This window comes from Lapillicoccus sp., from assembly GCF_046595215.1.
Taxonomy (GTDB): Bacteria; Actinomycetota; Actinomycetes; order Actinomycetales; family Dermatophilaceae; genus Lapillicoccus.
Genome location: NZ_JBKJPP010000017.1, coordinates 1 through 26,100, shown reverse-complemented (window position 1 = coordinate 26,100; position 26,100 = coordinate 1). Strand labels below are relative to the sequence as shown.

26 protein-coding genes are annotated in these 26,100 nt (G+C 72.0%); 10 read left to right on the top strand and 16 right to left on the bottom strand.

The annotated features are described in order from the left end of the window. Positions 1 to 21 precede the first annotated feature (21 nt). Positions 22 to 798 carry an exodeoxyribonuclease III gene (locus ACLL9L_RS01365; protein ID WP_411282843.1) on the top strand — a complete coding sequence of 259 codons (777 nt, stop codon included), beginning with the start codon at positions 22 to 24 and terminating at the stop codon, positions 796 to 798. A gap of 8 nt (positions 799 to 806) precedes the next feature. On the opposite strand, the gene ACLL9L_RS01360 is transcribed toward ACLL9L_RS01365, so the two are convergent. Continuing rightward, on the bottom strand, positions 807 to 1,445 hold the full coding sequence (locus tag ACLL9L_RS01360; RefSeq protein WP_411282842.1) for a TrmH family RNA methyltransferase: 639 nt from the start codon (positions 1,443 to 1,445) through the stop codon (positions 807 to 809). A gap of 109 nt (positions 1,446 to 1,554) precedes the next feature. Between ACLL9L_RS01360 and ACLL9L_RS01355 the strand changes: the two genes are divergently transcribed. Next, a complete protein-coding gene (locus tag ACLL9L_RS01355) occupies positions 1,555 to 2,247 on the top strand; it encodes a DedA family protein (RefSeq protein ID WP_411282886.1) in 693 nt (230 codons plus the stop codon). A gap of 21 nt (positions 2,248 to 2,268) precedes the next feature. Here the strand turns inward: ACLL9L_RS01355 and ACLL9L_RS01350 are convergent, their stop codons facing one another. Both ACLL9L_RS01350 and ACLL9L_RS01345 read right to left on the bottom strand, forming a co-directional pair. Then, entirely contained in the window at positions 2,269 to 3,210 is a 942-nt protein-coding gene (locus ACLL9L_RS01350; protein ID WP_411282841.1) for a glycosyltransferase, read from the bottom strand. Then, positions 3,207 to 4,430, bottom strand: coding sequence for a polysaccharide biosynthesis protein (locus tag ACLL9L_RS01345; protein ID WP_411282840.1), 1,224 nt, complete (start codon positions 4,428 to 4,430; stop codon positions 3,207 to 3,209). Before ACLL9L_RS01345 ends, ACLL9L_RS01350 begins: the two co-directional genes overlap by 4 nt. A gap of 119 nt (positions 4,431 to 4,549) precedes the next feature. Here ACLL9L_RS01345 and ACLL9L_RS01340 point away from each other — a divergent pair, with 119 nt between their 5' ends. After that, positions 4,550 to 5,725: a N(5)-(carboxyethyl)ornithine synthase gene (locus ACLL9L_RS01340; RefSeq protein ID WP_411282839.1), complete on the top strand. Its 1,176-nt coding sequence runs from the start codon at positions 4,550 to 4,552 to the stop codon at positions 5,723 to 5,725. Here ACLL9L_RS01340 and ACLL9L_RS01335 read toward each other — a convergent pair. Next, positions 5,716 to 6,417, bottom strand: coding sequence for a LemA family protein (locus tag ACLL9L_RS01335; RefSeq protein ID WP_411282838.1), 702 nt, complete (start codon positions 6,415 to 6,417; stop codon positions 5,716 to 5,718). The two genes, ACLL9L_RS01340 and ACLL9L_RS01335, sit on opposite strands and share 10 nt — an antisense overlap. A gap of 120 nt (positions 6,418 to 6,537) precedes the next feature. Next, positions 6,538 to 7,107 carry an orotate phosphoribosyltransferase gene (gene pyrE / locus ACLL9L_RS01330; RefSeq protein ID WP_411282837.1) on the bottom strand — a complete coding sequence of 190 codons (570 nt, stop codon included), beginning with the start codon at positions 7,105 to 7,107 and terminating at the stop codon, positions 6,538 to 6,540. Between the two features lie 37 nt (positions 7,108 to 7,144). Here pyrE and ACLL9L_RS01325 point away from each other — a divergent pair, with 37 nt between their 5' ends. Beyond that, positions 7,145 to 7,789 (top strand): pyridoxamine 5'-phosphate oxidase family protein, encoded by a 645-nt coding sequence (locus tag ACLL9L_RS01325; RefSeq protein ID WP_411282836.1) that lies wholly within the window; start codon positions 7,145 to 7,147, stop codon positions 7,787 to 7,789. On the opposite strand, the gene ACLL9L_RS01320 is transcribed toward ACLL9L_RS01325, so the two are convergent. Together ACLL9L_RS01320 and ACLL9L_RS01315 are read right to left on the bottom strand one after the other, a co-directional pair. Next, on the bottom strand, positions 7,783 to 8,217 hold the full coding sequence (locus ACLL9L_RS01320; RefSeq protein ID WP_411282835.1) for a hypothetical protein: 435 nt from the start codon (positions 8,215 to 8,217) through the stop codon (positions 7,783 to 7,785). The two genes, ACLL9L_RS01325 and ACLL9L_RS01320, sit on opposite strands and share 7 nt — an antisense overlap. 206 nt (positions 8,218 to 8,423) lie before the next feature. Further along, a complete protein-coding gene (locus ACLL9L_RS01315; RefSeq protein WP_411282834.1) occupies positions 8,424 to 9,203 on the bottom strand; it encodes an SDR family NAD(P)-dependent oxidoreductase in 780 nt (259 codons plus the stop codon). A gap of 84 nt (positions 9,204 to 9,287) precedes the next feature. Here ACLL9L_RS01315 and ACLL9L_RS01310 point away from each other — a divergent pair, with 84 nt between their 5' ends. Further along, positions 9,288 to 10,079, top strand: coding sequence for an exodeoxyribonuclease III (locus tag ACLL9L_RS01310; protein ID WP_411282833.1), 792 nt, complete (start codon positions 9,288 to 9,290; stop codon positions 10,077 to 10,079). Here the strand turns inward: ACLL9L_RS01310 and ACLL9L_RS01305 are convergent. Beyond that, a complete protein-coding gene (locus tag ACLL9L_RS01305) occupies positions 10,069 to 11,739 on the bottom strand; it encodes an MFS transporter (RefSeq protein ID WP_411282832.1) in 1,671 nt (556 codons plus the stop codon). The genes ACLL9L_RS01310 and ACLL9L_RS01305 overlap by 11 nt on opposite strands. Then, the gene (locus ACLL9L_RS01300) at positions 11,720 to 12,424 is read right to left on the bottom strand and encodes an LppX_LprAFG lipoprotein (protein ID WP_411282831.1); all 705 of its coding nucleotides are present in this window, start codon (positions 12,422 to 12,424) and stop codon (positions 11,720 to 11,722) included. Before ACLL9L_RS01300 ends, ACLL9L_RS01305 begins: the two co-directional genes overlap by 20 nt. A 100-nt stretch (positions 12,425 to 12,524) precedes the next feature. On the opposite strand from ACLL9L_RS01300, the gene ACLL9L_RS01295 reads away from it, so the two are divergent. Continuing rightward, positions 12,525 to 14,636, top strand: a complete 2,112-nt coding sequence (locus ACLL9L_RS01295; RefSeq protein WP_411282830.1) for an elongation factor G-like protein EF-G2 — start codon at positions 12,525 to 12,527, stop codon at positions 14,634 to 14,636. Here the strand turns inward: ACLL9L_RS01295 and ACLL9L_RS01290 are convergent. Together ACLL9L_RS01290 and ACLL9L_RS01285 are read right to left on the bottom strand one after the other, a co-directional pair. Then, on the bottom strand, positions 14,633 to 14,803 hold the full coding sequence (locus ACLL9L_RS01290) for a hypothetical protein (RefSeq protein WP_411282829.1): 171 nt from the start codon (positions 14,801 to 14,803) through the stop codon (positions 14,633 to 14,635). The genes ACLL9L_RS01295 and ACLL9L_RS01290 overlap by 4 nt on opposite strands. Next, positions 14,800 to 15,306, bottom strand: a complete 507-nt coding sequence (locus ACLL9L_RS01285; protein ID WP_411282828.1) for a hypothetical protein — start codon at positions 15,304 to 15,306, stop codon at positions 14,800 to 14,802. The genes ACLL9L_RS01290 and ACLL9L_RS01285 overlap by 4 nt, the downstream gene beginning before the upstream one ends. On the opposite strand from ACLL9L_RS01285, the gene ACLL9L_RS01280 reads away from it, so the two are divergent. Continuing rightward, positions 15,305 to 17,239, top strand: a complete 1,935-nt coding sequence (locus tag ACLL9L_RS01280; protein ID WP_411282827.1) for an alpha-amylase family protein — start codon at positions 15,305 to 15,307, stop codon at positions 17,237 to 17,239. The two genes, ACLL9L_RS01285 and ACLL9L_RS01280, sit on opposite strands and share 2 nt — an antisense overlap. On the opposite strand, the gene clpB is transcribed toward ACLL9L_RS01280, so the two are convergent. Further along, the gene (clpB, locus tag ACLL9L_RS01275) at positions 17,206 to 19,809 is read right to left on the bottom strand and encodes an ATP-dependent chaperone ClpB (RefSeq protein ID WP_411282826.1); all 2,604 of its coding nucleotides are present in this window, start codon (positions 19,807 to 19,809) and stop codon (positions 17,206 to 17,208) included. The two genes, ACLL9L_RS01280 and clpB, sit on opposite strands and share 34 nt — an antisense overlap. 199 nt (positions 19,810 to 20,008) lie before the next feature. Between clpB and ACLL9L_RS01270 the strand changes: the two genes are divergently transcribed. From ACLL9L_RS01270 to ACLL9L_RS01260, 3 genes are all read left to right on the top strand, one after another. Beyond that, entirely contained in the window at positions 20,009 to 20,890 is an 882-nt protein-coding gene (locus tag ACLL9L_RS01270; protein WP_411282825.1) for a slipin family protein, read from the top strand. Between the two features lie 128 nt (positions 20,891 to 21,018). Further along, positions 21,019 to 22,410, top strand: a complete 1,392-nt coding sequence (gndA, locus tag ACLL9L_RS01265) for an NADP-dependent phosphogluconate dehydrogenase (RefSeq protein WP_411282885.1) — start codon at positions 21,019 to 21,021, stop codon at positions 22,408 to 22,410. Between the two features lie 26 nt (positions 22,411 to 22,436). Further along, positions 22,437 to 22,970 (top strand): O-acetyl-ADP-ribose deacetylase, encoded by a 534-nt coding sequence (locus tag ACLL9L_RS01260; protein ID WP_411282824.1) that lies wholly within the window; start codon positions 22,437 to 22,439, stop codon positions 22,968 to 22,970. 24 nt (positions 22,971 to 22,994) lie between these two features. Here the strand turns inward: ACLL9L_RS01260 and ACLL9L_RS01255 are convergent, their stop codons facing one another. The 4 genes from ACLL9L_RS01255 to ACLL9L_RS01240 form a co-directional block, all read right to left on the bottom strand. Continuing rightward, a complete protein-coding gene (locus tag ACLL9L_RS01255) occupies positions 22,995 to 23,456 on the bottom strand; it encodes a heat shock protein transcriptional repressor HspR (RefSeq protein ID WP_411282823.1) in 462 nt (153 codons plus the stop codon). A gap of 14 nt (positions 23,457 to 23,470) precedes the next feature. Then, positions 23,471 to 24,535 (bottom strand): DnaJ C-terminal domain-containing protein, encoded by a 1,065-nt coding sequence (locus ACLL9L_RS01250; RefSeq protein WP_411282822.1) that lies wholly within the window; start codon positions 24,533 to 24,535, stop codon positions 23,471 to 23,473. A 16-nt stretch (positions 24,536 to 24,551) separates the two neighbouring features. After that, positions 24,552 to 25,130: a nucleotide exchange factor GrpE gene (locus ACLL9L_RS01245; protein WP_411282821.1), complete on the bottom strand. Its 579-nt coding sequence runs from the start codon at positions 25,128 to 25,130 to the stop codon at positions 24,552 to 24,554. Positions 25,131 to 25,188: 58 nt separating this feature from the next. Continuing rightward, a partial coding sequence (locus ACLL9L_RS01240; RefSeq protein ID WP_411282820.1) for an Hsp70 family protein occupies positions 25,189 to 26,100 on the bottom strand: 912 nt, incomplete at its 5' end.

The window sequence follows — 26,100 nt, the reverse complement described above, 5'->3', positions numbered from 1 at the left end:
CCCGTGGTCTAGCCTGCCCGGGTGCGCATCGCCACCTGGAACGTCAACTCCGTCCGCTCCCGCATCGATCGCGTGGAGGCCTTCGTGCAACGGCACGACATCGACGTGCTCGCCCTCCAGGAGACCAAGGCACGCGAGGACCAGCTCCCCCTGATGGGCCTGCAGTCCCTCGGCTACGAGGTCGCCGCCGCCGGTACCAACCAGTGGAACGGCGTGGCGCTGGTCAGCCGGGTCGGGATCGAGGACGTCCAGGTGGGATTCGCGGGCATGCCCGGCTTCGGCGACCCCGTGGCCGCGGAGTCGCGGGCGATCGGCGCGCTCTGCGGCGGCGTGCGCATCTGGTCGCTCTACGTCCCCAACGGCCGCAAGGTCGGCGACCCGCACTACGCCTACAAGCTGGACTGGCTGGCCCGGCTGCGGGAGAGCGCGCAGGACTGGCTCTCGGAGGACACCGCCCTCGTGGGCGACTGGAACATCGCCCCGCTGGACGAGGACGTCTTCGACATGGCGCAGTTCGCGAAGAGCACCCACGTGACCCGGCCGGAGCGGGACGCGTTCGCCGCCTTCCTCGAGGACGGCTACGTCGACGTGACGCGCCCGCACACGCCCGGCCCCGACGTCTACACCTACTGGGACTACTTCCGGCAGCGCTTCGAGCGCAACCGCGGCCTGCGCATCGACTTCGTCCTCGGCTCGCCGTCACTGGCGGCCCGGGTCCAGCACGCGTTCATCGACCGCCACGAGCGAGCCGGCTCCGGCGCCTCCGACCACGCCCCGGTGGTCGTCGACCTCGCGTGACCCCTGGCTCAGCCCTCGAACACGTGGCGCCGCACCCACGCGTGCATGGCGATCGCCGCGGCCGCGCCGGCGTTGATCGAGCGGGTCGACCCGAACTGGGTGATGTGCAGGACGACGTCGCAGGCCCGCTGCATCTCGGGGCTCAGTCCCGGGCCCTCCTGGCCGAAGACGAGGACGCACTCCCGCGGCAGGTCCTGCGTCTCCAGCGCGCGTGACCCAGGCAGGTTGTCGATGCCGACCAGCGGTATGCCGTGCCCGTCACCTCCCGCGGTGGCTGCCCACGCCACGAGGTCGGCCACGTCGCGGTGGTGGTGCTCGTGCTGGTAGCGGTCGGTGACCATCGCCCCGCGCCGGTTCCACCGCCGCCGTCCGACGATGTGGAACGCCTTGGCCCCCATGGCGTTCGCCGTCCGGATGACCGACCCGATGTTGAAATCGTGTCCCCAGTTCTCGACGGCCACGTGGAAGTCGTGCCGCGTCGTGTCGAGGTCGGCGACGATCGCGTCATGGCTCCAGTAGCGGTAGCGGTCCTCGACGTTGCGGCGGTCTCCCCCGGCCAGGAGCTCGAGATCCCAGTGGTCCCCGGCGGGCAGGTCACCCACCCAGGGCCCGATGCCCGGCTGGTGCACGTCATGCAGGTCGCTCACGCGGCCAACCTAGTCCCGCCCGCAGGCTGGGGATGTGCCCAGGAACGCTGCGCCCCACCGCTGGGGAATTCCCGCGCAAGGGGCCGCACGGCATACCGTGGGGTCCGTGATGCACTCACTCGGTCCCGTCTGGATGGACCCCAACTACCTGCTCGAGCGGTTCGGCACCCAGTTCATCTGGGTCAGCATCGCGATCATCTTCATCGAGTGCGGGCTGCTCTTCCCGATCCTGCCGGGTGACTCGCTGCTCTTCGCCATGGGGTTGTTCATCGCGACCGGTGCCCTCCAGATCAACCTCGGCGTCGCCCTCGTGGCCCTCTTCCTCGCTGCGTTCCTCGGGAACGTCTCGGGCTACGAGATCGGGCGCGCGGTGGGCCCGTCGATCTACCACCGCGACGGCCGGTTCCTCAAGCGGCAGTACTTCGACCAGACCACGGCGTTCTTCGACAAGCACGGCAACAAGGCGCTCGTCATCGGCCGGTTCGTCCCCGTCGTGCGCACCTTCATCACCGTCGTCGCGGGGGTGGGCCGGATGGACCGCCGGCGCTTCTTCACCTGGTCGGCCGTCGGCGCAGCCCTGTGGGTCGGCGTCGTCACCCTGCTCGGCTACTTCCTCGGCGCGGCCTTCCCCGTGCTGCAGGACAAGCTCGACATCGCGATCCTCCTCGTCGTGTTCGTCTCGCTGCTGCCGGCGGTCTACGAGTGGTGGCGCCACCGTCGGGCCCGGGGGTCCGACGAGGTCACGGCCGACGAGGCCATGGCCCGCACCACGGAGGCCGTCGACGACGCCGAGGGTCGCTAGCCTTGACGGCGGCTGCGGCGCTCAACCGCGCAGGCGACGCCCCAGTGCTGGAGCGATCCGGCCCGTGCGGCCGGCCAGGCCGTCGCGCCACCCCGCCGCGATCGCCCGCGCCAGCAGCGCCCGGTCGGGGCTGAAGGCCAGCCGGAGCAGGTGGGCCCTGGTCTCCTGCCCCAGCCGGCGCAGCACCCACCGCGGTTGGGCCAGCAGGTGCCGCCGGGTGAGCAGCGTGCCGTTGCGCGCCATGTAGTAGACCCGCACCGGGGGGTGCCGGTTCCAGGACAACGGTTGCCCGGCGAGCGCCACCCGGTGGCCGAGGAGGACGGCCGGCAGCCGCTCGCCCTGGCCGTGCTCGAGGTCGCAGCCGGGACCGACGACCGGGTCGAGCCCGAGGGTGCGACACCGGATGGTGAACTCCGAGTCCACGCCGTCGATGACGAGGTCCTCTTCAAGGGCTCCCACGGCGTCGAACGTCGAGACCGGCACGAGCCACCCCGACTGCATCGGGTCGAACGCCCGCGCCAGACCGTGCACGACGCCGTCGGTCGGGGCGCGGTGCCCGCTGTAGGACTCGGCGGCGACGAACGCCACGGCCACCCCCCGGCGTGTCGCCTCCCGCCACGTCCCGACCGCCCGCTCGACGTAGTCGTGCGCCGGCCGGGAGTCCTGGTCGAGGGTGAGGACGAGCTCCGGTGCACACCCTCGTCGGGCCTGGTCGATGCCGGCGTTGAGGGCAGCGGCGATGCCGGCGTTGGGCTGGTGGACCACGCTCGCCCCCGCCGCCTCGAGTGCGGCGAAGACGTCGGCGGCGCCCACCGACCCGTCGTCGACGACGACGACCGCCTCGACCTGGTGGAGCAGGTCGACGACGACCTGCACGAGGCCCCCGCGCGGCTCCAGGCAGGCGATCACCGCGACGACCAGGGCCGCGTCGACGGGCGGGTCGACGGCACCGTCGACGGTCACGGCGCCAGCTCGTCGTCGCGCAGGACCCGCAGGGCGGGCGCGAGCAGGCCGAGGAGCATCGCCGCCTCACTGAGCGCCATCCCGAAGGCCACCCCGGCGACCGAGTCGGTCCGCGATGCGACGGCCATCAGGGCGAGGCCGGCGGCGGCCGAGGCGGCGGTCCAGCCGAGCACGAGCCGGGTCCGCCCCGCAGGGATGAGCAGGTTGCGGATCAGGGGGCTGCTCGCGGCGATGCACAAGAAGGACAGGCCGTAGGCCACACAGACCTCGCGCGTGGCCGCGACGGCGTCGCCGAAGAGCAGGCCGGTGGCCCACGGACCGAGGCCCACGAAGGCGGCGAGACCGGCCACGCCAAGGCCCGTGTGGGCGAGGATCGCGGCCCGCTGCCGGCGGCGCCGGATGGCCCCGCCCGCCTCGAGCGTCCACCCCTGGAAGGCGTTGCCCATCGCCGTCACGGTGAAGAGGCCGAGCCGGTAGACCGTGTCCGCCGAGGCCAGCCGCGAGGAGGCCTGCTCCGCAAAGGCCCACGTCGCGATCGGGACCGGCGTCGAGGCGTATGCCGTGGCCGTGAGGTTGATGGCGGCCGTCCCCCCCTGCTCGCGCAGCTCGCCGACGCTGCGGCGAAGTGGGCGGGGAGACCAGTCCGGGCCTGCACCGACGTGGCGGTGGAAGGCGACCAGCCCGATGACGGTCGTCGCCGCGAGCAGGACCGGGTAGACCCAGATCGCCCGGGTCGCCAGGACGAGCGGGGTGGCGATGACCGCGGCGGCGAACCGGGGCAGGGTGTCGTAGCGCAGGAGCAGCATCGGCTGGCCCACGCCGATGCCGAACCACGACGGGGACAGCCCCAGCAGCGCGGTGGCCACCCCCATCGCTGCGGAGACCTGCCGGTATCCCGGCGCCGAGACGACCGCCGTGGCGAGCACCACGACGGGGACCACGACGACGAGCAGGAGCAGCCGCGTGCGGAGGCTCGCGGCATACACCTCGGCCCGTGCGGACGCGCCCGGGGCGCGGGCCACCTGCACCGGCCCCACGACGTTCCAGCCCCAGTAGACGACCGTCGCGCCGAAGGTGCCCACCGCCTGTCCCGCGACGACGCTCGACCAGCCCGCGCCACCGGCGATCCGGGCGATGACCGGCATGAGGAGGAAGGGCGTGACGAGCGAGAGCAGCGGCAGCACCGTGAAGCCGGTGAGGCGACGGAGCACGGTCGACATGGAGGAGGTTCCCTGGGGTCGTCGGGTGGGCCAGTCGATCATCCCGCACGGGCGCCGTGGACCCGCAGCGACGCGACGCGACCTGACAGTAGAGTGTCCGCACCGAAGGGACCCCCGCCATGGGCTTGACTCTCGGAGTGGTGGCGACGTCGAGCAAACCCGACGAACGCCGGTTGCCGCTCCATCCGCTTCACCTCGACCGGATCGACGACGTTCTGCGGTCGCACCTGATCCTCGAGCGGGGCTACGGCGAGGCGTTCGCGCGCTCGGACGCCCAGCTCGCCCCGCTGGTCGGCGGGTTCGGCTCCCGCGAGGAGATCCTCGGCGGCTCGGACATCGTCCTCCTGCCGAAGCCCCAGGTCGTCGACCTCGAGCAGATGGGTTCCGGGAAGGTGCTCTGGGGGTGGCCGCACTGCGTCCAGGACCGTGCGCTGACCCAGGTCGCCATCGACAAGCGGCTGACCCTCATCGCCTTCGAGGCGATGAACCACTGGGCGAGCGACCAGGGCTTCGGCCTGCACGTCTTCCACAAGAACAACGAGATGGCGGGCTACTGCTCGGTCCTGCACGGGCTCCAGCTGAGCGGCTCGACCGGGGACTACGGCCGCCGGTTAAGCGCGGTCGTCATCGGGTTCGGGGCCACGGCCCGCGGCGCGGTGACCGCACTCAATGCCCACGGCATCCATGACGTCAGCGTCGTCACCCAGCGCGGCGTGGCCGCTGTCAGCGCCCCGATCCACTCGGTGCGGATCGTGCAGTTCGACCATGTCGAGGACCAGGTCCAGCCCAGCAACGTCATCACCGAGCGTGGCCTCGTGCCCGTGGCGCAGTTCCTCGCCCACGCCGACATCGTCGTGAACTGCACGCTGCAGGATCCCCTCGCGCCGCTGATGTTCCTCACGACCGAGGACCTCCCGTCGTTGCGCCCGGGCACCCTCATCATCGACGTGTCCTGCGACGAGGGGATGGGCTTCCCCTGGGCCCGACCGACGTCGTTCACCGACCCGATGTTCGACGTCGGTGACCACGTCCACTACTACGGTGTGGACCACACCCCGTCCTACCTGTGGAACTCGGCGACGTGGGAGATCAGCGAGGCTCTCCTGCCGTTCGTCGAGACGGTGATGGCGGGGGCCGAGGCCTGGGACGAGAACCGGACCATCGCCCGGGCCATCGAGATCCGGGAGGGGCGCATCGTCAACCCCGCCATCCTCGACTTCCAGGGCCGTGCGCCGCAGTTCCCGCACCCGGTCGTCCGCGAGCGTCCTGGGACCGCTCAGGCCGGTCAGGCCTGAGGCGGGCCCTGGTATGCCGTGGGGGCCGGGCTGTCCTGCGGGCTCGGCGCGGGCTGCTGGTACGGAGTCGGGGCCTGCGCGGCGCTGGGCCCCTGCGCAGCGGTGGGTGCCTGCGGGGCGGACGGACCGCTGTCGGCGCCGAAGCTGACCTGCGGGGCCTGACGCTCAGCGCCCTCGGTCTCGAAGTACTCGGCCTTGCTAACCTTCGCGATGCCGGCGATGACGTTCGTCGGGAGCGTCTCGACCTTGGTGTTGAGCTCGCGGACGTTGGCGTTGTAATAGCGACGGGCGCTGGCGATCCGGTCCTCGGTGGCGCCGAGCTCGGTCTGCAGGGCCATGAAGTTCTGGTTGGCCTTGAGGTCGGGGTAGGCCTCGGCGACGGCGTTGAGATTGACCAGGGCCTGGGTCAGCGCGGCCTCGGACTGGGCCGCCTCGGCCGGACCCTGCCCGGGGGCCATCGCGCCGGCACGGGCCCGGGTGATCTCCTCGAAGGTGCCCTTCTCGTGGGCTGCGTAGCCCTTGACGGTCTCGACGAGGTTGCCGATGAGGTCATGCCGACGCTTCAGCTCGACGTCGATCTGGGCCCACGCCTCCTGGACGAGGTTGCGCAGCTTGATGAGGCCGTTGTACATCCCGACGAACACCACCGCGAGCAGGACGATGACGACAAGGACGACGATTCCAGCGATCATGAGGGCTCCCCTTGGGTGTGGTCAGGTTCGATCCTAGCCAGTCGGGGCGGCGGGTGAGCCGTTCCCGCCTGTGGGACGAACGCCACGGGCGCGGAGTTCCCCCGTCGGGCGAGGCCCACGTCAGGCGAGGCCGAGCTCAGCGAGGCGGTAGGCGAAGCGGTATTCGACACCCTCGGCCTCGATCTTCGCGCCCGCTCCGGTCGCCCGGTCGGCGATCGTGGCCACGGCCACGACCTCGGCGCCCGCCTCGCGGGCAGCCCGGACGGCATCGAGCGGGGAGGCGCCCGTGGTGGTCGTGTCCTCGACGACCAGGACCCGCCGGCCCTCGATGGAGGGGCCCTCGATGCGCTGCTGGAGCCCGTGTGCCTTGCCCTGCTTGCGGACGACGAAGGCGTCGAGCCGGGCGCCGGCCGCAGCCGCGGCATGGAGCATCGACGTGGCGACCGGGTCCGCACCGAGCGTCAGGCCGCCCACGGCGTCGTAGTCGAGGTCCGTGGTGAGGTGGCGCATGACGATCCCGACCAGAGGCGCCGCCTCGCCGTCGAGGCAGATCCGGCGCAGGTCGACGTAGTAGTCCGCCTGCTTGCCCGAGGACAGGGTCACCGTGCCGTGCACGATGGCCTTGGCGACGATGATCTCGAGGAGCCGGGCCCGGGCCGCGGCAACGTCAGGGGACGGGGTGGCAGTCACGACCTCCAGCCTAGCGACCGTCGCTACGCTCGGACGCATGCCCACCGCGCCGAGGGACATGGGACCCGTGACGACCGTCATCACGACCGAGGACCAGCTGCGTGCCGTCATCGGCTCACCGATCGCCCGGGTCGCGGCCAAGGTCCGGCCGCGTCTCGAGCCGGTCCACCGCCAGTGGGTCGCCGCGTCGCGGTTCTGCCTGGTGTCGACGTCCTCGCTCGACGGGCGGTGTGACGTCTCTCCCAAGGGCGACCCCGCCGGCTTCGTCCACGTGCTCGACCACAACACGCTGGTCGTGCCCGAGCGCCCCGGCAACCGACGTGTCGACGGCTACCTCAACGTCCTGGCCAACCCCCACGTCGGCCTCCTGTTCCTCATCCCGGGCCGCGCTGACACCCTGCGCGTCAACGGCGGCGCCCGGGTGGTCAGTGACGCACCGTGGTTCGACGACCTCGTCGTCGAGGGCCACCGTCCGGTGCTCGCGCTCGAGGTGACCGTCGAGGAGGCGTTCTTCCACTGCGGCAAGGCGTTGATGCGGAGCCACCTCTGGGATCCCGACGGGTGGGACCCGGACGTCGTCGCCTCCCGGGCGCGGATCGCCCAGCTCCTCGAACGACCGCACGAGTCGCTGGTCGACCTCGAGAGGTGCTACGGCCCGCACTACGGCACGAACCTCTACTGAGCGACGAACGCCCCGTCGCCGAGGCGGGGCACGGACCCGCTCTCGTCCAGCTCGGCGGCGTTGGCGGCGTCCACGGCATACCCGCCGTCGGCGAGCTCCCGCCCGCTCGAGCAGGAGACGAGTGCCTCACCCAGGCGTGCCTCGACGAGCCGGTATGCCGCGGCCGCGGCGGAGGCCTCCTCGCTCACTGGGGCGAGCCGTCGGGCCAGCGCTCGCCAGCAGGAAACGAGGAGGACCGAGGCGGTGGGGTCCGTGAGGAGTCGGCGAGCGACCAACGCCGCCGCCGCTCGGCGGTTGCGCAGGCACGCGCCGATGACGGCCCTTTCGGCACCCACAAGGGAGGCACTGCTCGACGCGCCGTTCGGTGAGGGCAGCACGAGGCGCTCGAGGTGCTCGGCCTCGCGGACCGACCGGGGCGAGAGGCTCACCAGCCCTGGGCCCGCGCCACGGCGACCGAGCGCCAGCGTCGCCCAGCGAGACGGCGAGACGCTCCGCTCGCTCGTCGGCCCACGGGTGGGGGTGGACGACGACGGTGGTCGTCGAGATCGGCGCGAGCAGCTCCGCTCCGACCGGCCCCCACTCGAGGCGGAGCCGGGATCCGGACTGGGCGTGAGGATGCTCGATGGGGCAGCCGTCAGCCGGTCGTCCTGCGACGCCGTCGGTGGATGCCACCGGAGCCGCCGCGGACGAGGCTGCGCGGCAGGATCCGCAGCGCCCCGACGAGGGCCTTGTACTGCGCGCCCGGGACAGAGACGACGCGTCCCCTCGCGACGTCGGCCAGGCACTCGCGCACGAGCTTGTCGGCGTTGAGCCACATCGCGCCGGGCAGCCGTGACATGTTCATCGAGGCCCGGTCATGGAACTCGGTGTGCGTGAAGCCAGGGCAGAGCGCCGTGACGGTGACCCCGGTGCCGGACAGCTCGCTCGACAGGCCCTCCGAGAAGACGGTGACCCACGACTTGGCTGCGGAGTAGGTGCCCATCGCGGCGAACGACGCGACGGAGGAGACGTTGATGATCGCCCCGCGGCGGCGCCGGCGCATCGACAGCGCCGCCGCGTGGGACAGCACCATGACGGACTTGCAGAGGACCTCGAAGAGCCCCTCCTCGACCTCGACGTCGTTCTGGAGGAAGGACCGCCCGAGGCCGTAGCCGGCGTTGTTGACGAGCAGGTCGACGGGGCGGACCTCGTCGGCGAGCCGCTCGGCGACCTTGCCCATCTGGGCCCGGTCGCTGAGGTCGGCCACGAGGATCTCGGTGTGCACCCCGTAGATGCGCTGGATCTCGTCGGACACGTTCTCGAGCCGGGCCCGGTCGCGCGCGACGAGGACGAGGTCGTGGCCCCGCTCGGCGAGCTGCCGGACGAACTCGTGGCCGATCCCTGCGGTGGCGCCGGTCACGAGTGCTGTGCTCATGGGGTCAGCCTAGGCGGACGGGGACCGGGGTGGCACTCCTGGTCGACGCCACCCCCGTCCGGGGCCGCGCCTAGGGTGGGGAACGTGCGCATCGCGACCTGGAACGTCAACTCCATCCGCTCCCGGATCGACCGCGTCGAGGCCTGGCTCCAACGCTCCGACGTCGACGTCCTCGCCATCCAGGAGACCAAGGCCAGGGACGAGCAGTTCCCCTACGACCGGCTAAGGGCCCTCGGCTACGAGGTCGCCCACGTCGGGTTCAACCAGTGGAACGGCGTCGCGATCGCCTCTCGGGTGGGCCTCGACGACGTGCAGGTGGGTTTCGAGGACATGCCCGGCTGGGGCGACCCGGTCGAGCCCGAGGCCCGCGCGCTGGGCGCCCTCGTCGGCGACATCAGGGTGTGGTCGCTCTACGTCCCCAACGGGCGGCAGGTCGACGACCCCCACATGGTCTACAAGCTCGGCTGGCTGGCCCGGCTGCGCGACGACGCCGAGCGCTGGCTCGCCGACGACCCCGACGCCCACATTGCCCTCGTCGGCGACTGGAACATCGCGCCGCTCGACGAAGACGTCTGGGACATGGACTTCTACCTCGACAAGTCCCATGTCTCCCCCGGTGAGCGGGCCGCGTTCCGGGCCGTCGTCGCGGCGGGCTACACCGACGTCGTCCGGCCCCACACCCCCGGCCCGCGCGTCTACACCTACTGGGACTACCAACAGCTGCGGTTCCAGAAGAAACAGGGGATGCGCATCGACTTCGTCCTGGGTTCGCCGGCGCTCGCCTCCCGGGTCGACGGCGCGGTCATCGACCGTGAGGAGCGCAAGGGCAAGGGTGCGTCCGACCACGCCCCCGTCATCGTCCAGCTCACCGACTGACCGGCGCCACGGCCACTCCGGAAGTGGTCCGCCGCAGCCCCATGGCCAGGGCGGCCGCGGCGGCCAGGAGGGCCGCGACCGCACCGCCGAGGAAGACCGTCTGCACCTGCACGAGGGCCGCGTCGAGCAGGGCGCGGGCGTCACCTTGGTCCGGCAGCCCTGTCACCGTCTCGTAGTAGCGGCGCAGCCCGACCGCGGTGAGCAAGGCGAGGCCGACGACCATGCCGACCATGCGGGCGACGACGACGAGCGCGCTCGCGACGCCGTGGGCATCGTCGGGGGAGGCGGCGAGGGCCGCAGCGTTGACCGGCGCGAGCGCCAGCCCGAGCCCGAGCCCGACCAGCGCGAGGACGACGGTGGCAGGCGCCGTCGACGCCAGCGCCCCCTGCCCCCAGCCGGACATCACGAGCAGCCCAGCCCCCGCGAGGGCGAGCCCGAGGGCCGCGGCGACGCCCTCACCCACCCACCGCAACGACCACCCACCGAGCAGCGCCCCGACGGGCACCGCGACGAGGAAACGCACGAGGACGAGCGCCGCGGTCGTCGGCGAGTCGGTCAGGGTCAGCCGGGCGAGCAGCGGCACGTCGACGACGACCGCCACGAGGGCGGCCCCGACGAGCAGGCTGACGACGAAGGCCACCGCACCACGGCCGCGCAGCACCCCGCGCGGGACGAGGGGGTGGGCCGCGACCCGGACGCGCCACGCGAAGAGCCCGAGCGCCGCGGCGCCGACCGGCAGCAGTGCGTGACCGAGCGGCCCGACAACCTCCTGCTCCGGATCCGACGTGGAGAACGTCAGGACCAACGACCCGAGCGCGACGGCGACGAGCGTCGCCCCGACGAGGTCGGCCCGTAGCAGCACGTGCACCCACCGGCGCGCGGTCACCGCGCCGAGGGCCAGCAGACCGACTCCGGTGGCGATGCCGATCGGGGTGAGCACGCGCGACTCCCCGGCGAAGGGCACGAACGGGATGCCCAGGGTGACGTCGGTGGTGAGCCGGTCGGGCGCCCCCAGGGTGAGCACGCCCAGCGCCGCGACGACGACCGCGAGCACGACCCGGCCGAGGCGACCGCCCCGGGAGCCGACGGGAGGTGACGGGCGGGCGAGCACCCGCACCACGGCATACAGGACGGTCCCGGCAACGGCGTTGAACCAGAAGATCGCCCGCCAGTCCGCCACCGCCAGGATGGCCGCACCGAGCACCGGGCCGAGCACCGACCCGAGCTCCTGCACCGCGCCGACGACGCCGAGCGGGGTGCCTCGCCGTTCCCTCGGCCAGAGCCCGGCGACGATCGCGAGCGTGGCCGGGACGAGCCCACCACCCCCGACACCCTGGACGAACCGGCCGGCAACGAGGACCGGCAGCTCGACCGCGAGCGCCGTCACGACCGAGCCCATGACGAAGATCGTCAAGCAGCCCAACAGGATCCGTGACCTGTCGAGCAGGTCAGCGAGTCGGCCGATGAGGGGCAGGACGGCGATGTAGCCGAGGAGGAAGCCCGAGATGATCGGCGTCGCCCGCTGGAGCGACTCGATGCCGAGGCCGACGCCGGCCATCATGTCGGTGAGGGCGAGCACGACGACATAGGTGTCGGCCGCCGCGAGCAGCACCGCGGCCGACGCGGCCGCGAGCAGGGCTCTAGGGCCTGGTGATCTCAACCGGCTCGCCGTATTTGTCGAGGGTCAGGTCGTAGGTCGAGTCCGCGCCGGGATAGAACGGACCGGTCAGCTCGACGGTGCGCAGCTCGCCACCAGGGTCGGTGACGCCGTAGGTCGCCCGGAACGTCGCGGTCCGGTCACCGATGACGAGGAGGTCGGCGACCTGGGCCCCGCTGAGCGTGCCGGAGTAGGTGTTCAGGACCTCGCTGCCCTTGCGGGTCCGCTGCCCCGCGACAGGGTTCCGCGTCGACGTGAGCAGCGACGTGATGCCGTTGTCCACGGCGAAGAGCTGCGCGGGGTCCGGGGCGCCGAGCGTGGCGGGGTCGACCGCGGTGCTGATCGAGGTGAAGGGGAGCTTGACGTAGACCTTGCCGCCCACCGAGACCACGTCGGTCGCGGCCTGGGTGCCGTTGACCTTGACCTGCAAGGTGCCCTTGAACGCCGGGGCGTGGGTCCCGACCCCGTCGGCGCTGACCACCCCGGACACCCGATCCGGCAAGCCCTTGCCTGCGAGGGTGAGGTGCACGGACGACGCCGCGTCGACCTTCGCCTTCACGGCGGCCAGCGCCGCGGCGGCGGACACACCGCTCGTCGGGTTCGGCGACGCCGCGTCGCCCGAGCACCCTGCGAGGGCACCCGTCAGGAGGAGCAACGCGCCCAGTGCCGACGTCGCGCGGTTGCCCATGGCCCGAGGCTAGCCCAAGGCTGGCCCAGGCCTGCCGGGCCGGCCGCCAGCCCGGGCCGCGCCCCTTGTGCCGGGCCGCCGGGAGGAGAAGGGTGGGGACGTGAGCAAGGGAGCGAACCATCGCGACCACCCACCGGCGCCCGTGCCCTCCGGACCGGAAGCGGTGCGCAACGTCGTCCTCGTCGGTCCGGGTGGGGCGGGCAAGTCCACCCTGTTCGACCATCTCGTCGGGGCCCGCGTCCCCGGCCGACGAGCGCGCGAGGGTGAGCCGGAGCGGTCGGTCGGGCTCACCGTCGCCTCCGTGGAGAGCCATGGCCTGACCGTCAACCTCATCGACACGCCAGGGCATCCGGACTTCGTGGGCGAGCTGAGGGCGGGGCTGCGAGCCGCCGACGCGGCGATCTTCGTCATCTCGGCCGCTGACGGGATCGACGGGGTGACCGCGCTGCTCTGGCAGGAGCTGGCCGCCGTCGGGATGCCTCGGGCGGTCGCCGTGAGCAAGCTCGACCTGCCTCGCTCGGACTTCGAGGAGACCGTGGCGACCTGCCGACGGGTCTTCGGCGACGCCCAGCCGCTCTACCTGCCCCTCCACGACGCCGGCACGGCCGTCGTGGCCAGCCTCGGGCTGCTCGGCCAGCAGGTCTTCGACAGCTCCAGCGGCGAGCGGGTCGCGCGCGCGCCCACCCGTGACGAGGCGAGCGCGATCCAGGCGCGTCGCAGTGCCCTCATCGAGGCGATCATCGAGCAGTCCGAGGACGATACGCTCCTCGATCGCTACCTCGAGGGTGCGGAGATCGAGACCGACACCCTCGTGGCGGACCTCAGGGCCGCGGTCGGGACGGCGGCGTTCTTCCCGGTGGTCCCGATCTGCCCGGCGACCGGCGTCGGCCTCGAGGAGGTCCTCGAGCTGGTCGAGCAGTGCTTCCCCTCGCCTGCGGCCAGAACGCCGCCCATCGTCTACAGCCCTGCCGGCGCCACCTTGTCCGACGTCTCCTGCGACCCGGACGGGCCGCTGGTCGCCGAGGTCATCCGCACGTCGAGCGACCCCTACGTCGGGCGGCTCTCGCTCGTGAGGGTCTTCTCGGGGAGCCTGCGACCGGACGACACCGTCCACGTCTCCGGGCACCTCGGCCAGTTCGTCGGCCACGCCCTCGAGGGACACCGGGACCACGACGACGAGGAGCGGGTCGGGCCGCTCGGGTCACCGCTGGCTGACGCGAGCAGGCCCAAGGACGTGGCCGTGGCGGGCGACCTCGCCGTGGTCAGCAGGCTCAGCCACGCCGAGACCTCGGACACCCTCTCGTCCCGGGAGCGCCCGGCGCTCGTCGAGCCGTGGGTGCTCCCGGAACCCCTGTGCCCCGTCGCGATCCACGCCCTGAGCACCAGCGACGAGGACAAGCTCGCCATCGCGTTGCAGCGCCTCGTCGCCGAGGACGTCACGATGCGGATGGAGCACCACGCCGAGACCCACCAGGTCATCCTCTGGACCATGGGCCCGGCCCACCTCGAGGTGCTGCTCGCCCGCCTCGAGGAGCGCTACGGCGTCACCGTCGAGGCCGAACCGTTGCGGACCGCCCTGCGCGAGACGTTCGTCCGCAGGTGCAGCGGCCAGGGCCGGCACGTCAAGCAGTCCGGCGGCCACGGCCAGTATGCCGTGTGCCACCTCGAGATCGAGCCCCTCGCGCGGGGCGCCGGGGTCGAGTTCGTCGACAAGGTCGTCGGTGGCTCCGTGCCCCGGCAGTTCATCGCCTCGGTCGAGAAGGGGGCTCGGGCCCAGCTCGCGAAGGGCGTCCTGTCGGGGTTCCCCGTCGTCGACGTCCGGGTGACGCTGACCGACGGCAAGGCCCACTCGGTCGACTCGTCGGACATGGCCTTCCAGACGGCAGCGGCCCTCGCCCTGAAGCAGGCCGCCAACGAGGCGACCGTCGCCCTGCTCGAGCCGATCGACGCCGTGGCCATCACCGTGTCGGACGCCGTCGTCGGCGCGGTCATGTCCGATCTGCGCGGGCGGCGCGGTCATGTGCTCGGCACCGAGGCGGCCGCCGAGGTCGGCTGGAGCGTCGTCCACGCGGAGGTCCCCCAGGCCGAGCTGTCGAGGTATCCGATCGACCTGAGGTCGGTCTCCCACGGCACGGGCACGTTCACCCGCGAGCAGCAGCACTACGACTACCTGCCGGCGGAGCTTGCCAGGCAGCAACGGGTCGAGGCCTAGGAGGCCCGGTCGGCCAGACCGGTCGGCATGGTCGGCATGGGGCCCGCTTGCGCGATCTTGGCGATGAGGGGGTCGACCTTGTCGGCACCCCCGCGCAGCTCGATCAGGGCGCGGGCGGCGATCACCTGGTCGCGGCTGACCTTGACGATGCGCGTCTTCTTCGTCACGGGAGTCCCTCCTCTGGCTCTGGTGGCCCGTCACCAGTCTCCTCGATGAACGTGATCTCGTCCAGATCCATCGTCCCACCGAGCAGACGCAGGTCCTGGCCGTGCGACGGGAAGAGCGCGGCCTCCTCGAGGAGCTCGTCGGCGAGCACCCGCTCCTCGTCACTCGCGAGGTCGCTGGTGGCGAGGCGCCCGAGCAGGACCTGTCCCAGCTGTCGGCGGCGCGGGTCGGGGTCACCGAGGTCGGCCAGCGCCGCCGTGAACCGGCGCCCCCACTCCTCCCGACGCGACTGACCCTCCCGCTGTTGGCTTCCCCTGACGGCGGCGAGGTAGGACAACGAGGCCCCGATGCCCGCTCCCAGGAACGAGAGGAGTCCCACGGTCCACTCCGACGGCGTCATCGCCGCGGCCGCGACCCGGCCGTCGCGCGGCCGCCCACCTCGATCGACCCCGTCATCGGACCACCCTAGGCGCGAACGCCACGCGTGCAGCACGATGGCCCCCATGGCGACCACCGCCCCCGGGGCCCTCCACACTGCTGGCGAGGCGATCCTCGCCGACCTCCCGGCCCATCTCGCCCAGACCTTCGCGCTGCGGCTCGACCGTTGGCACGAGGACCTCCTCGAGCCGCTCGCCGAGCTCTACGGGGACCGGGCGGACGCCCTGGCGACGCGGCTCGTGGAGCTGGCGGCCGCGGCATACCGGGAGCGCGACCCCGACCTCCACCGCCTCGACGAGCGGCGCCTGCTCGAGCCGGACTGGCTCCAGTCGCCGCGGATGTTCGGCTACGCGACCTACGCCGAGCGCTTCGCTGGCACCCTCGCCGGGGTGCGCGCCCGACTCCCCTACCTCGAGGAGCTCGGAGTCACCTACCTGCACCTCATGCCGCTCCTGCAACCTCGCGACGGCGACAACGACGGCGGGTATGCCGTGCAGGACTACCGCCGCGTGCGCGCTGACCTGGGCACCAACGACGACCTCGTCCGGCTGGCGGCGTCGTTGCGAGAGAAGGGGATCTCGCTGGTCCTCGACCTCGTCCTCAACCACGTGGCGCGCGAGCACGAGTGGGCCGTGCGGGCCCGGGCGGGTGACGCGCGATACCGCGACTACTTCATCGTCTTTCCCGACCGGGTCGAGCCGGACGACTACGAACGCACCCTGCCGGAGGTCTTCCCCGACTTCGCCCCCGGCAGCTTCACGTGGGACGACGACCTGGGCGGCTGGGTCTGGACGACCTTCAACGCGTGGCAGTGGGACGTCAACTGGGCCAGTCCCGCGGTGCTGCTGGAATACGCCGAGATCATCCTTTACCTCGCCAACCTCGGCGTCGAGGTGCTCCGCCTCGATGCCATCGCCTTCATGTGGAAGCGCAAGGGCACCTCCTGCCAGAACCAGCCAGAGGTGCACGCCCTGACCCAGGTGCTGCGGACGCTCGCCCGGATCGCCTGTCCCGGCGTCGCGTTCAAGGCCGAGGCCATCGTCGCGCCGCCGGACCTCGTGCCCTACCTCGGCACCGGCCGCCACCACGGCAAGGTCAGTGACCTCGCCTACCACAACAGCCTCATGGTGCAGATCTGGTCGATGCTCGCGACCGGCGACGTCCGGCTCACGGCCCGCGCGCTGTCCGCCCTGCCGCCGACGCCGTCGACGGCCACCTGGATCACCTACCTCAGGTGCCACGACGACATCGGCTGGGCGATCGACGACGCGGATGCGGCGGCCGTCGGCCTGGACGGGTGGCTGCACCGTCACTTCCTCTCGGAGTGGTTCTCCGGCTCCTTCCCCGGCTCCACCTCCCGGGGACTGACCTTCCAGGTCAACCTGCTCACCGGCGACCGCAGGATCAGCGGGACGGCCGCGGCGCTGACCGGTCTCGACTCCGCTCGCGAGAGCCATGACGTCGGTGGGACCGAGCGGGCTGTCAGACGGATCGTGTTGGCGCACAACATCATTGCCGGGTTCGGGGGCATCCCGGTGATCTGGGGTGGTGACGAGCTGGCCTCACCCAACGACCCGGACTGGGCCACCGAGCCCGGGCACGCGGGTGACAACCGATGGGCCAACCGGCCCCGTCTGGACTGGGCCCGCGCCGCCCGCCGGCACGACCTCACCACTGCCGAGGGGCAGGTCTTCACCGCGCTGGCAGACCTCGGCCGCCGCCGCGCGTCCCTGCCGCACCTGCACGCGTCGGTGCCGAGCGAGGTGCTGGAGGTCCACGACCCGGGGGTGCTGGGCCTGCTCCGCCGTCACCCGCGCGGGCCGATGGTGTGCCTCTCCAACGTCACCGCCTCAGAACGAGGCTGGCCGTCGGACCGGCTCCGCGAGCTGGGCCTGCCCGACCCGGTCGACGTCCTGGCGGGCAGAAGCGACATCGACCAGCGCGGCGGGGACGTCGTCGTGCCGGCCTACGGCAGCTGCTGGCTCGTTGCCCGGACCTGAGCCGTGCGCAGGACAAGGGTGTCCGCCACGTCGTCGCGGTCGACGAGCGCGGAGCCGCCGTCGCGGACCTCTCCGGTGAGCAGGGCCCGGGCGAGCCGGTCACCGATCTCGCGCTGGACGAGACGGCGCAACGGCCGGGCGCCGTATGCCGGGTCGTAGCCGGTGACGGCCAGCCACTCCCGCGCGGCGTCGGTCACCTCGAGGGTGATCCGGCGCTCGTGCAGGCGCGTCGCCAGGGCCTGGACCTGCAGGTCGACGATGTGGGCGAGGTCCTCCGTCGACAGGGGGTCGAAGATGACGACCTCGTCGAGCCGGTTGAGGAACTCGGGCTTGAAGGCCCCCCGGACCACCCCCATCACCGCGTCCCGCTTGTCCTGCGGCGAGATCGTCGGATCGACGAGGAACATCGAGCCGAGGTTGGAGGTCATCACCAGGATGACGTTGCGGAAGTCGACCGTCCGGCCCTGGCCGTCCGTCAGCCGGCCGTCGTCGAGGACCTGCAGGAGAATGTCGAAGGTCTCGGGGTGCGCCTTCTCGACCTCGTCGAGGAGGATCACGCAGTAGGGCCGGCGACGGACCGCCTCGGTGAGCTGGCCACCCTCCTCGTAGCCGACGTAGCCCGGGGGGGCACCGATGAGCCGGGACACCGCGTGCCGCTCGGAGTACTCCGACATGTCGATCCGGACCATGGCCCGCTCGTCGTCGAAGAGGAAGTCGGCGAGCGACTTCGCGAGCTCGGTCTTGCCGACCCCGGTGGGACCGAGGAAGAGGAACGACCCGGTCGGGCGGTCGGGGTCGGCGATGCCGGACCGGCTGCGGCGCACCGCGTCCGAGACCGCGCGCACGGCGTCGTGCTGGCCGATGAGCCGGGCCCCGAGGTGCTGCTCCATGTGCAGGAGCTTCTCGGTCTCACCCTCAAGCAGGCGTCCCGCCGGGATGCCCGTCCACGCGGAGATGACGTCGGCGATGTCGTCGGCGCCGACCTCCTCCTTGACCATGGGAGGTGCGCTGCCCGGCATACGCTGCGACTCCTCGGCCGCCTGCGCGCTCGCCAGGTGCTGCTCGAGCTGAGGGATCTGGCCGTAGAGCAGCGCGGACGCGGCCTCCCAGCTCTGCTCGCGCTGGAGCCGCTCGGCCTGGCTGCGCAGGTCGTCGAGCTCGGCCTTGAGGTCACCGACCCGGTTCAGGCCGGCCTTCTCGGACTCCCAGCGGGCGGTGAGTCCGTCGAGCTGCTCGCTGCGGTCGGCGAGGTCGCGCCGCAGCCTGGCCAACCGCTCCCGCGAGGCGTCGTCGCTCTCCTTGGCCAGGTGCAGCTCCTCCATCTTGAGCCGGTCGACGGCCCGGCGCAGCTCGTCGATCTCGACGGGGCTCGAGTCGATCTCCATCCGCAGTCGGGAGGCTGCCTCGTCGATGAGGTCGATGGCCTTGTCCGGCAGCTGACGACCGGTGATGTAGCGGTCCGAGAGGCTCGCCGCGGCCACGACGGCCGCGTCGGCGATGGCGACCTTGTGGTGCGCCTCGTAGCGCTCCTTGAGCCCGCGCAGGATCCCGATGGTGTCCTCGACGGAGGGTTCGCCGACGAAGACCTGCTGGAAGCGGCGCTCGAGGGCGGCGTCCTTCTCGATGTGCTTGCGGTACTCGTCCAGCGTCGTGGCACCGACGAGGCGCAGCTGTCCGCGCGCGAGCAGCGGCTTGAGCATGTTGCCCGCGTCCATGGCTCCCTCACCGGTGGCGCCCGCGCCGACCACGGTGTGCAGCTCGTCGAGAAAGGTGATGACCTGCCCCTCGGCGCCCGTGATCTCCTCGAGGACGGCCTTGAGGCGCTCCTCGAACTCCCCGCGGTACTTGGCGCCGGCAACCATCGCGCCGAGGTCGAGGCTGATGAGGCGCTTGCCGCGCAGGCTCTCGGGGACATCGCCGGCGACGATGCGCTGAGCCAGGCCCTCGACGACCGCCGTCTTGCCGACGCCGGGCTCTCCGATCAGCACGGGGTTGTTCTTGGTGCGCCGGCTGAGGACCTGCACCACCCGGCGGATCTCGGCGTCGCGGCCGATGACGGGGTCGAGCCGGCCCTCGCGGGCGAGGTCGGTGAGGTCGGTGCCGTACTTGGCGAGCGCCTCGAAGGTGGCCTCGGGGTGCTCGGAGTCGACCTTGCGACCGCCACGCAGCACCGGGATGGCTGCCTCGACGGCGCCGGCGTCCAGGCCAAGGGCGGCAGTGCGCGCGAGGGCGAGCAGGAGGTGGTCGGTGGAGACGAAGGTGTCGCCCATCGCGGACATCAGCGACCTCGCGTCCTCCAGGACGGCGAGCGTCCCGCGGGACAGCCCCGGGGCGGAGACGGAGGGGCCGCTGACCTTGGCGAGGCCGGCGAGCTGGCTCGTCGCCATGGCGGCGGCACGCGCCGACGAGGAGCCGGCCGCCTCCAGCAGCGCGGGCGTCGTCGAGTCGCCCTGCTGGGTCAGCGCCAGCAGCAGGTGGGCCGGCTCGGTCTGCGGGTGGCCGCTCGCGGCGGCGTCACGGACGGCGGCCGAAAGGGCCTCCTGGGCCTTCGTGGTCAGCTGCAGATCCATCGTGGTGGTGCTCCTCCGGTGAGGTCAGGCCAAGTGGGGAGAGGGTTGGGGAATCACTTGCGTGAACCCCCCTAAAGTTGAGTGTATTCCGCTCAGGTTCGAGGTGCACAGGGACCAAGGGCCCCACTCAGGGATGGGGCGTACAGTGCAAGGGACGGGGACTCTTCGAGCTCCGACACCAGCGTCGCCGCCGGCCCCCGTGCTCGCTCTTCCTGGGCAGGTCACCATGGTCGTCGTCGTCTCCCTCACCGTCCTCCTGGTCGCACTCCTCTTCGTCGCCGGCCTCTCCCTGCGGGTGGTGCAGCAGTATGAGGAGGGCGTCGTCTTCCGTCTCGGCAAGGTCCAGGACCCGCCTCGCGGTCCGGGCCTGACCGTCCTCATCCCCGTCGTCGACCGGATGCTCAAGGTCAACCGGCAGGTCATGACCCTCAGCATCCCCGCGCAGGACTGCATCACCCGGGACAACGTCTCCGTCCGGGTCGACGCAGTCGTCTACTTCCGGGTCGTCGACGCGGTCAAGGCCGCGGTCAACGTGCAGAACTACCAGTTCGCCATCTCCCAGCTCGCCCAGACGTCGCTGCGCTCGGTCATCGGCAAGGCCGAGCTCGACGAGCTGCTCTCCAACCGCGAGAAGCTCGGCGCCGAGCTGACCGAGATCATCGACGCGCCGTCGGAGCTGCCATGGGGCGTCAAGGTCGAGCGGGTCGAGGTCAAGGACGTCACCCTCCCCGAGTCGATGAAGCGCTCGATGTCGCGCCAGGCCGAGGCCGAGCGTGAGCGCCGTGCCCGGGTCATCGCCGCGGACGGCGAGTTCCAGGCGTCCAAGAAGCTCGCCCAGGCCGCGGCGACGATGTCCGCCGACCCGGCCGCGCTCCAGCTGCGCCTCCTCCAGACGGTCGCCGAGGTGGCCGCGGAGAAGAACAGCACTCTCGTCATGCCGTTCCCCGTCGAGCTGCTGCGCTTCCTCGAGCGGGCCACGGACCACAGCGTCCACGACCTCAAGCCGGGGCTCCCGGTCCCGCCGGACGCCGACGAGGTCCACGAGGCGAACAACGCCCACGAGGTGGCCCGCCTGGGCTGAGGCCCCCTCGTCGACTCACGGGCGACGTCGGAGATCATTGGGGAGGGCAGCACCCGTCAGCATCTCCCCAGGAGGAACGCGTGAGCATCACCCCCAGCGCACAGATCGGCGTCACCGGGCTGGCCGTCATGGGCCGCAACCTCGCCCGCAACCTCGCCCGTCACGGCCACACCGTGGCGCTGCACAACCGCACGCAGGCCAAGACGGACGACCTCGTGGCGTCCTTCGGCGAGGAGGGTGACTTCGTCGCCGCCGAGTCGCTCGAGAGCTTCGTCGCGTCCTTGGAGAAGCCCCGCCGGATCATCGTCATGGTCAAGGCGGGCGCCCCGACCGACGCCGTCCTCGACGAGCTCGTCCCGCTGCTCGAGAAGGGTGACATCGTCGTCGACGGCGGCAACGCCCACTTCGAGGACACCCGTCGCCGGGAGCAGCGGCTGCGCGACGCCGGGCTGCACTTCGTCGGTGCCGGCATCTCCGGCGGCGAGGTCGGGGCGCTGGAGGGCCCCTCGATCATGCCCGGCGGCTCGAAGGAGTCGTATGCCGCGCTGGGCCCGATCCTCGAGTCGATCGCCGCGCAGGTCGACGGCGAGCCCTGCTGCGCCTGGATGGGTCCAGATGGCGCCGGCCACTTCGTCAAGATGGTCCACAACGGCATCGAGTACGCCGACATGCAGTTCATCGCCGAGGCCTACGACGTCCTCACCGCCGCCGGGCTGAGCGCCGCCGAGACCGCCGCCGTCTTCCGCGAGTGGAACACCGGTGAGCTCGACTCCTTCCTTGTCGAGATCACCGCCGACGTCCTCGAGCAGGTCGACGCCGCCACCGGCCAACCGCTCGTCGAGGTCATCGTCGACGCGGCCGAGCAGAAGGGCACCGGGCGCTGGACGGTCCAGATCGCCCTCGAGCTCGGCGTCCCGGTCTCGACCATCGCCGAGTCGGTCTTCGCCCGGTCGGGCTCGGGCGACGTTGCCGTCCGCGACGCCGCCCGCCCGGTCCTCACGGGGCCCGAGCGCACCGTCCGGGTCGAGGACCGACAACGCCTCGTCGACGACGTCCGCGCCGCGCTCTGGTCGTCCAAGGTCGTCGCCTACGCCCAGGGCCTCGAGCAGCTGCGCTCCGCCAGCGAGACCTACGACTGGGGTGTCGACATCGCGACGGTCGCACGGATCTGGCGCGGCGGCTGCATCATCCGGGCCGCGCTGCTGGCCCAGATCAGCGACGAGTATGCCGGGAAGGAGCTCGCCACCCTGCTGGTCGCACCCAGCATCGCCTCGGGCCTCGGTGAGCGTCAGGATGCCTGGCGTCGGGTCGTCGCCACGGCCACGACCGCCGGGGTCCCGGTGCCTGGCTTCTCGTCCGCGCTCGCCTACTACGACACGGTGCGGGCCGAGCGCCTGCCCGCCGCCCTCGTCCAAGGACTGCGTGACAACTTCGGTGCCCACACCTACCAGCGCACCGACCGCAAGGGCACGTTCCACACCCTGTGGTCGGGCGACCGCTCCGAGGTCGAGACCGGCTGACTGCTCCCCGCGCTACCGTGCGGCACATGGGCACTGCGGTCATCGAGGCAGTCACGGGCGACATCACCATCGAGCAGGTCGATGCGATCGTCAATGCCGCCAACTCGGCCCTGCTCGGCGGGGGCGGTGTGGACAGTGCCATCCACCGGGCGGCGGGGCCCCGCCTGCTCGCGGAGTGTCGCGGTCTGCGCGAGACGGCATACCCCGACGGGCTGCCCGTCGGGCAGGCGGTGGCGACGGGCGCCGGCTGGCTGCCCTGCACCTGGGTGATCCACACCGTCGGTCCCAACTGGCACCGGGGACAACGCGACCCGCAGCTGCTGTCCGCCTGTTTCACCGCTTCGCTCACGGTCGCCTGCGACCTGGGGGCGGTTTCGATCGCCTTCCCGGCGATCAGCGCGGGGGTCTACGGCTGGGCCCCGACGACGGTCGCCCGGCTCGCCGTCGAGGCCGTCCGGGCCCACCCCCGACTCGCCGAGCTCGAGCTCGTCCGGTTCGTCCTCTTCAGCCCGCCGACGCGGCGGGCCTTCGACGGGGCGCTCTCGAGCGAGCCAGCTTGACTCGGCCGACGTGACTCGGCCAGCTCACGGCACCTTGCGCCACACGACAACCGCCTGCGAGGAGGACAGCAGCCGTGGCGGGCGCTGCCCGGGCCGGACGGCGACGATGTCGCCCCGCGAGCCCGCGGCGAAGACCCTTGACCCCGCGGCCATCCGGGACCGGGCGAGCTCGACCTCGACCGCCAGCTCGGCCACCCGTCCCCGCAGCGCGGCGACCTGGTGCTCGAGCTCGAGGATGCGCTGGATGCCGGCAAGGGAGACGCCCTCCTGCTGGGAGAGCCGCTGCACCTCACGCAGCAGCGCGACGTCACGACCCGAGTAGCGGCGCCCGCCACCCCGGGTGCGGGACGGCGAGACGAGGCCGATCCGGTCGTACTGGCGCAGCGTCTGCGCGTGCATCCCGGCGAGCTGCGCGGCGACCGAGATGACGAACACCGGGGTGTCGTCCTCGGGCCCGAAGCTCGCCGAGCTGGACCGCGTCACCATGTCTGCTCCTTCGCTCAGCCTCGGGCGCGCTCGAACAGCTCGGCACGCGGGTCGAGGTCGGCCTCGTCGGCCTGCAGCTGCTCGAGGGCCTGGCGCGCCGCATCGGTGAGCCGCTGCGGGACGACGACCTGGACCTTGGCGAGCAGGTCACCGCTGGCGTCACCACGGGCCACGCCGCGACCCTTGAGTCGCAGCACCCGTCCGCTCGGGGTGCCGGGAGCCACCTTGACCTTGACCGGCGTCCCGTCGAGCGTGGGCACCGAGACCGTGGCCCCGAGCGCCGCCTCCGCGAAGGTCACCGGGAGGTCCACCGTCAGGTGGTCACCGTCGCGCCCGAAGACCGGATGCTTCGCGACCGACACGGTCAGCATGAGGTCGCCCGCGGCGCCGCCGGCGTCGCCCGGAGATCCCTTCCCGCGCAGGCGGATCTTCTGTCCGTCACGCACGCCGGCCGGGATCCGGGTGGTGACCCGCTTCCCGTCGGCCGACGAGAGGGTCACCGTCGAGCCGGCGACCGCATCACGCAGCGAGAGGCTCGTCCGCGCCTGGATGTCGCTGCCCTTGCGCGGCCCGCGTGGGGCGCCGAAGTTGTCGTAGCCGCCGAAGGACCCGCCGGGGTATGCCTGTCCACCCCGGCTGCCGGGCGCGCCGGCCCCGCCGCCGAAGAGTCCACCGAGGATGTCCTGGAGATCGGGCTGGGCGCCGCCACCGCCGGTGGAGTAGCGCATCCGCGGGCCGCCGCCAGCCCCCCCGCCGCCGTCGCCGAACATCCCGGAGAACACGTCCTCGAAGCCGCCACCCCCGCCACCGCCGGCGCCGCCCGAGGTGAAGCGGGCGCCCCCCCGGGCCATCGTGCGGATCTGGTCGTACTGCTGGCGCTGCTCTGGGTCGGCGAGGACCGCGTAGGCCTCCCCGATCTCCTTGAACTTGCCCTCGGCGACGGCGTCCCCGGCGTTGTGGTCGGGGTGCAGCTTGCGTGCGAGCTTGCGGTAGGCCTTCTTGATCGCCGCCGCGTCGGCGCCGGCCCCGACGCCGAGCACGGCGTAGAAGTCCTTGTCGAACCAGTCCTGGCTAGCCATCTCGGCCTCCTGCCTCTTACGTCGGGTCCGCGACCGACACGCGGGCCGGTCGGATGACCCGCTCGCCCATCGTGTATCCCGGCTGGAGCACCGCGACCACCGTGGTCGTCGTGGCGCCTTCGTCGAGGTCGGCCTCGACGTGCATCAGCGCCTCGTGGACCGCGGGGTCGAACGCCTCGCCCTCGACGCCGATCCGGGTGACCCCGAAGCGGGCGAGCACGGCATCGAGCTTGTCGGAGATCGAGGCGAACGGGCCGCCGTCGAGGTCCCCGTGCTTGCGGGCGAGGTGGATGTCGTCGAGCACCGGCAGCAACGCCTCGATGACCTGGGTGACCCCGCGGTCCCTGGCGACGTCACGGTCCCGGTCGACCCGACGCTTGTAGTTGACGTACTCGGCCTGCAGTCGCTGTAGGTCGGCCCGGTGCTCGTCGGCCCGCTTGGTGTCGGGGTGGACGTCGGTGTCCAGGGCGTGCTCGGCCCCCGACGCATCGGTCAGCTCGGCGATGTCGTACTCGTCGTAGCCCCCCGGCTCGTCGGACCCGCGGCCACCCTGCGGACCCTGACCGGCATGGCCTGCATGACCGCCCTGCCCCACGGTCCCGTCGTGCCCCCACCGTCACCGACGAGCGGCTCTTCGGCGTCGTGGTGGTCGGTCACTTGGGGTCCTTGGGCGTCTGGTGGTCCTTGGGCGTCTCGTCGTCCTCGATGACCTCGGCGTCGACGATGTCGTCCTCGCCCGCACCGTCGTGCCCGCCGCCGCCAGTCTGGTCCTGGGGACCCTCGCCGCCGTCAGCCGCACCGGCCTCGTTCGCCGCGGTCGCGGCATACATGGCCTGCCCCATCTTCTGGGAGACCTCGCTGAGCGTGGCAGTCCTGGCCTTGATCTCGTCGACGTCGCTGCCGGGCGCCTCCTTGGTGCCGGCCGCGGTCTTGAGCTCGGCCAGCGCGGACTCGACCTCACCCTTCTCGGCGGCAGGGATCTTCTCGGCGTTGTCGGCGAGGAACTTCTCCGTCGAGTAGACGAGCTGCTCGGCGGCGTTGCGGGTCTCGATCTCCTCGACCCGCTTCTTGTCCTCGTCGGCGTGCGCCTCGGCGTCCTTGACCATCCGCTCGATCTCCTCCTTCGGCAACGCGGATCCACCGGAGATCGTCATCGACTGCTCCTTGCCGGTGCCCTGGTCCTTGGCGGACACGTGGACGATGCCGTTGGCGTCGATGTCGAAGGTGACCTCGATCTGCGGCACGCCCCGCGGAGCGGGGGGCAGCCCGGTGAGCTCGAAGTTCGCGAGCGACTTGTTATCCGCGCACATCTCGCGCTCGCCTTGCAGCACGTGCACGTTGACGAACGACTGGTTGTCCGCGGCGGTCGAGAAGATCTCGGTGGCGCGCGCGGGCAGCGCAGTGTTGCGCGAGATCAGGCGCGTGAACACGCCGCCGGCCGTCTCGACGCCGAGCGACAGCGGCGTGACGTCGAGCAGCAGCACCTCCTGCACCTCACCCGTCAGCACGCCGGCCTGGATCGCAGCGCCCATCGCGACGGCCTCGTCGGGATTGACCCGGCGGCT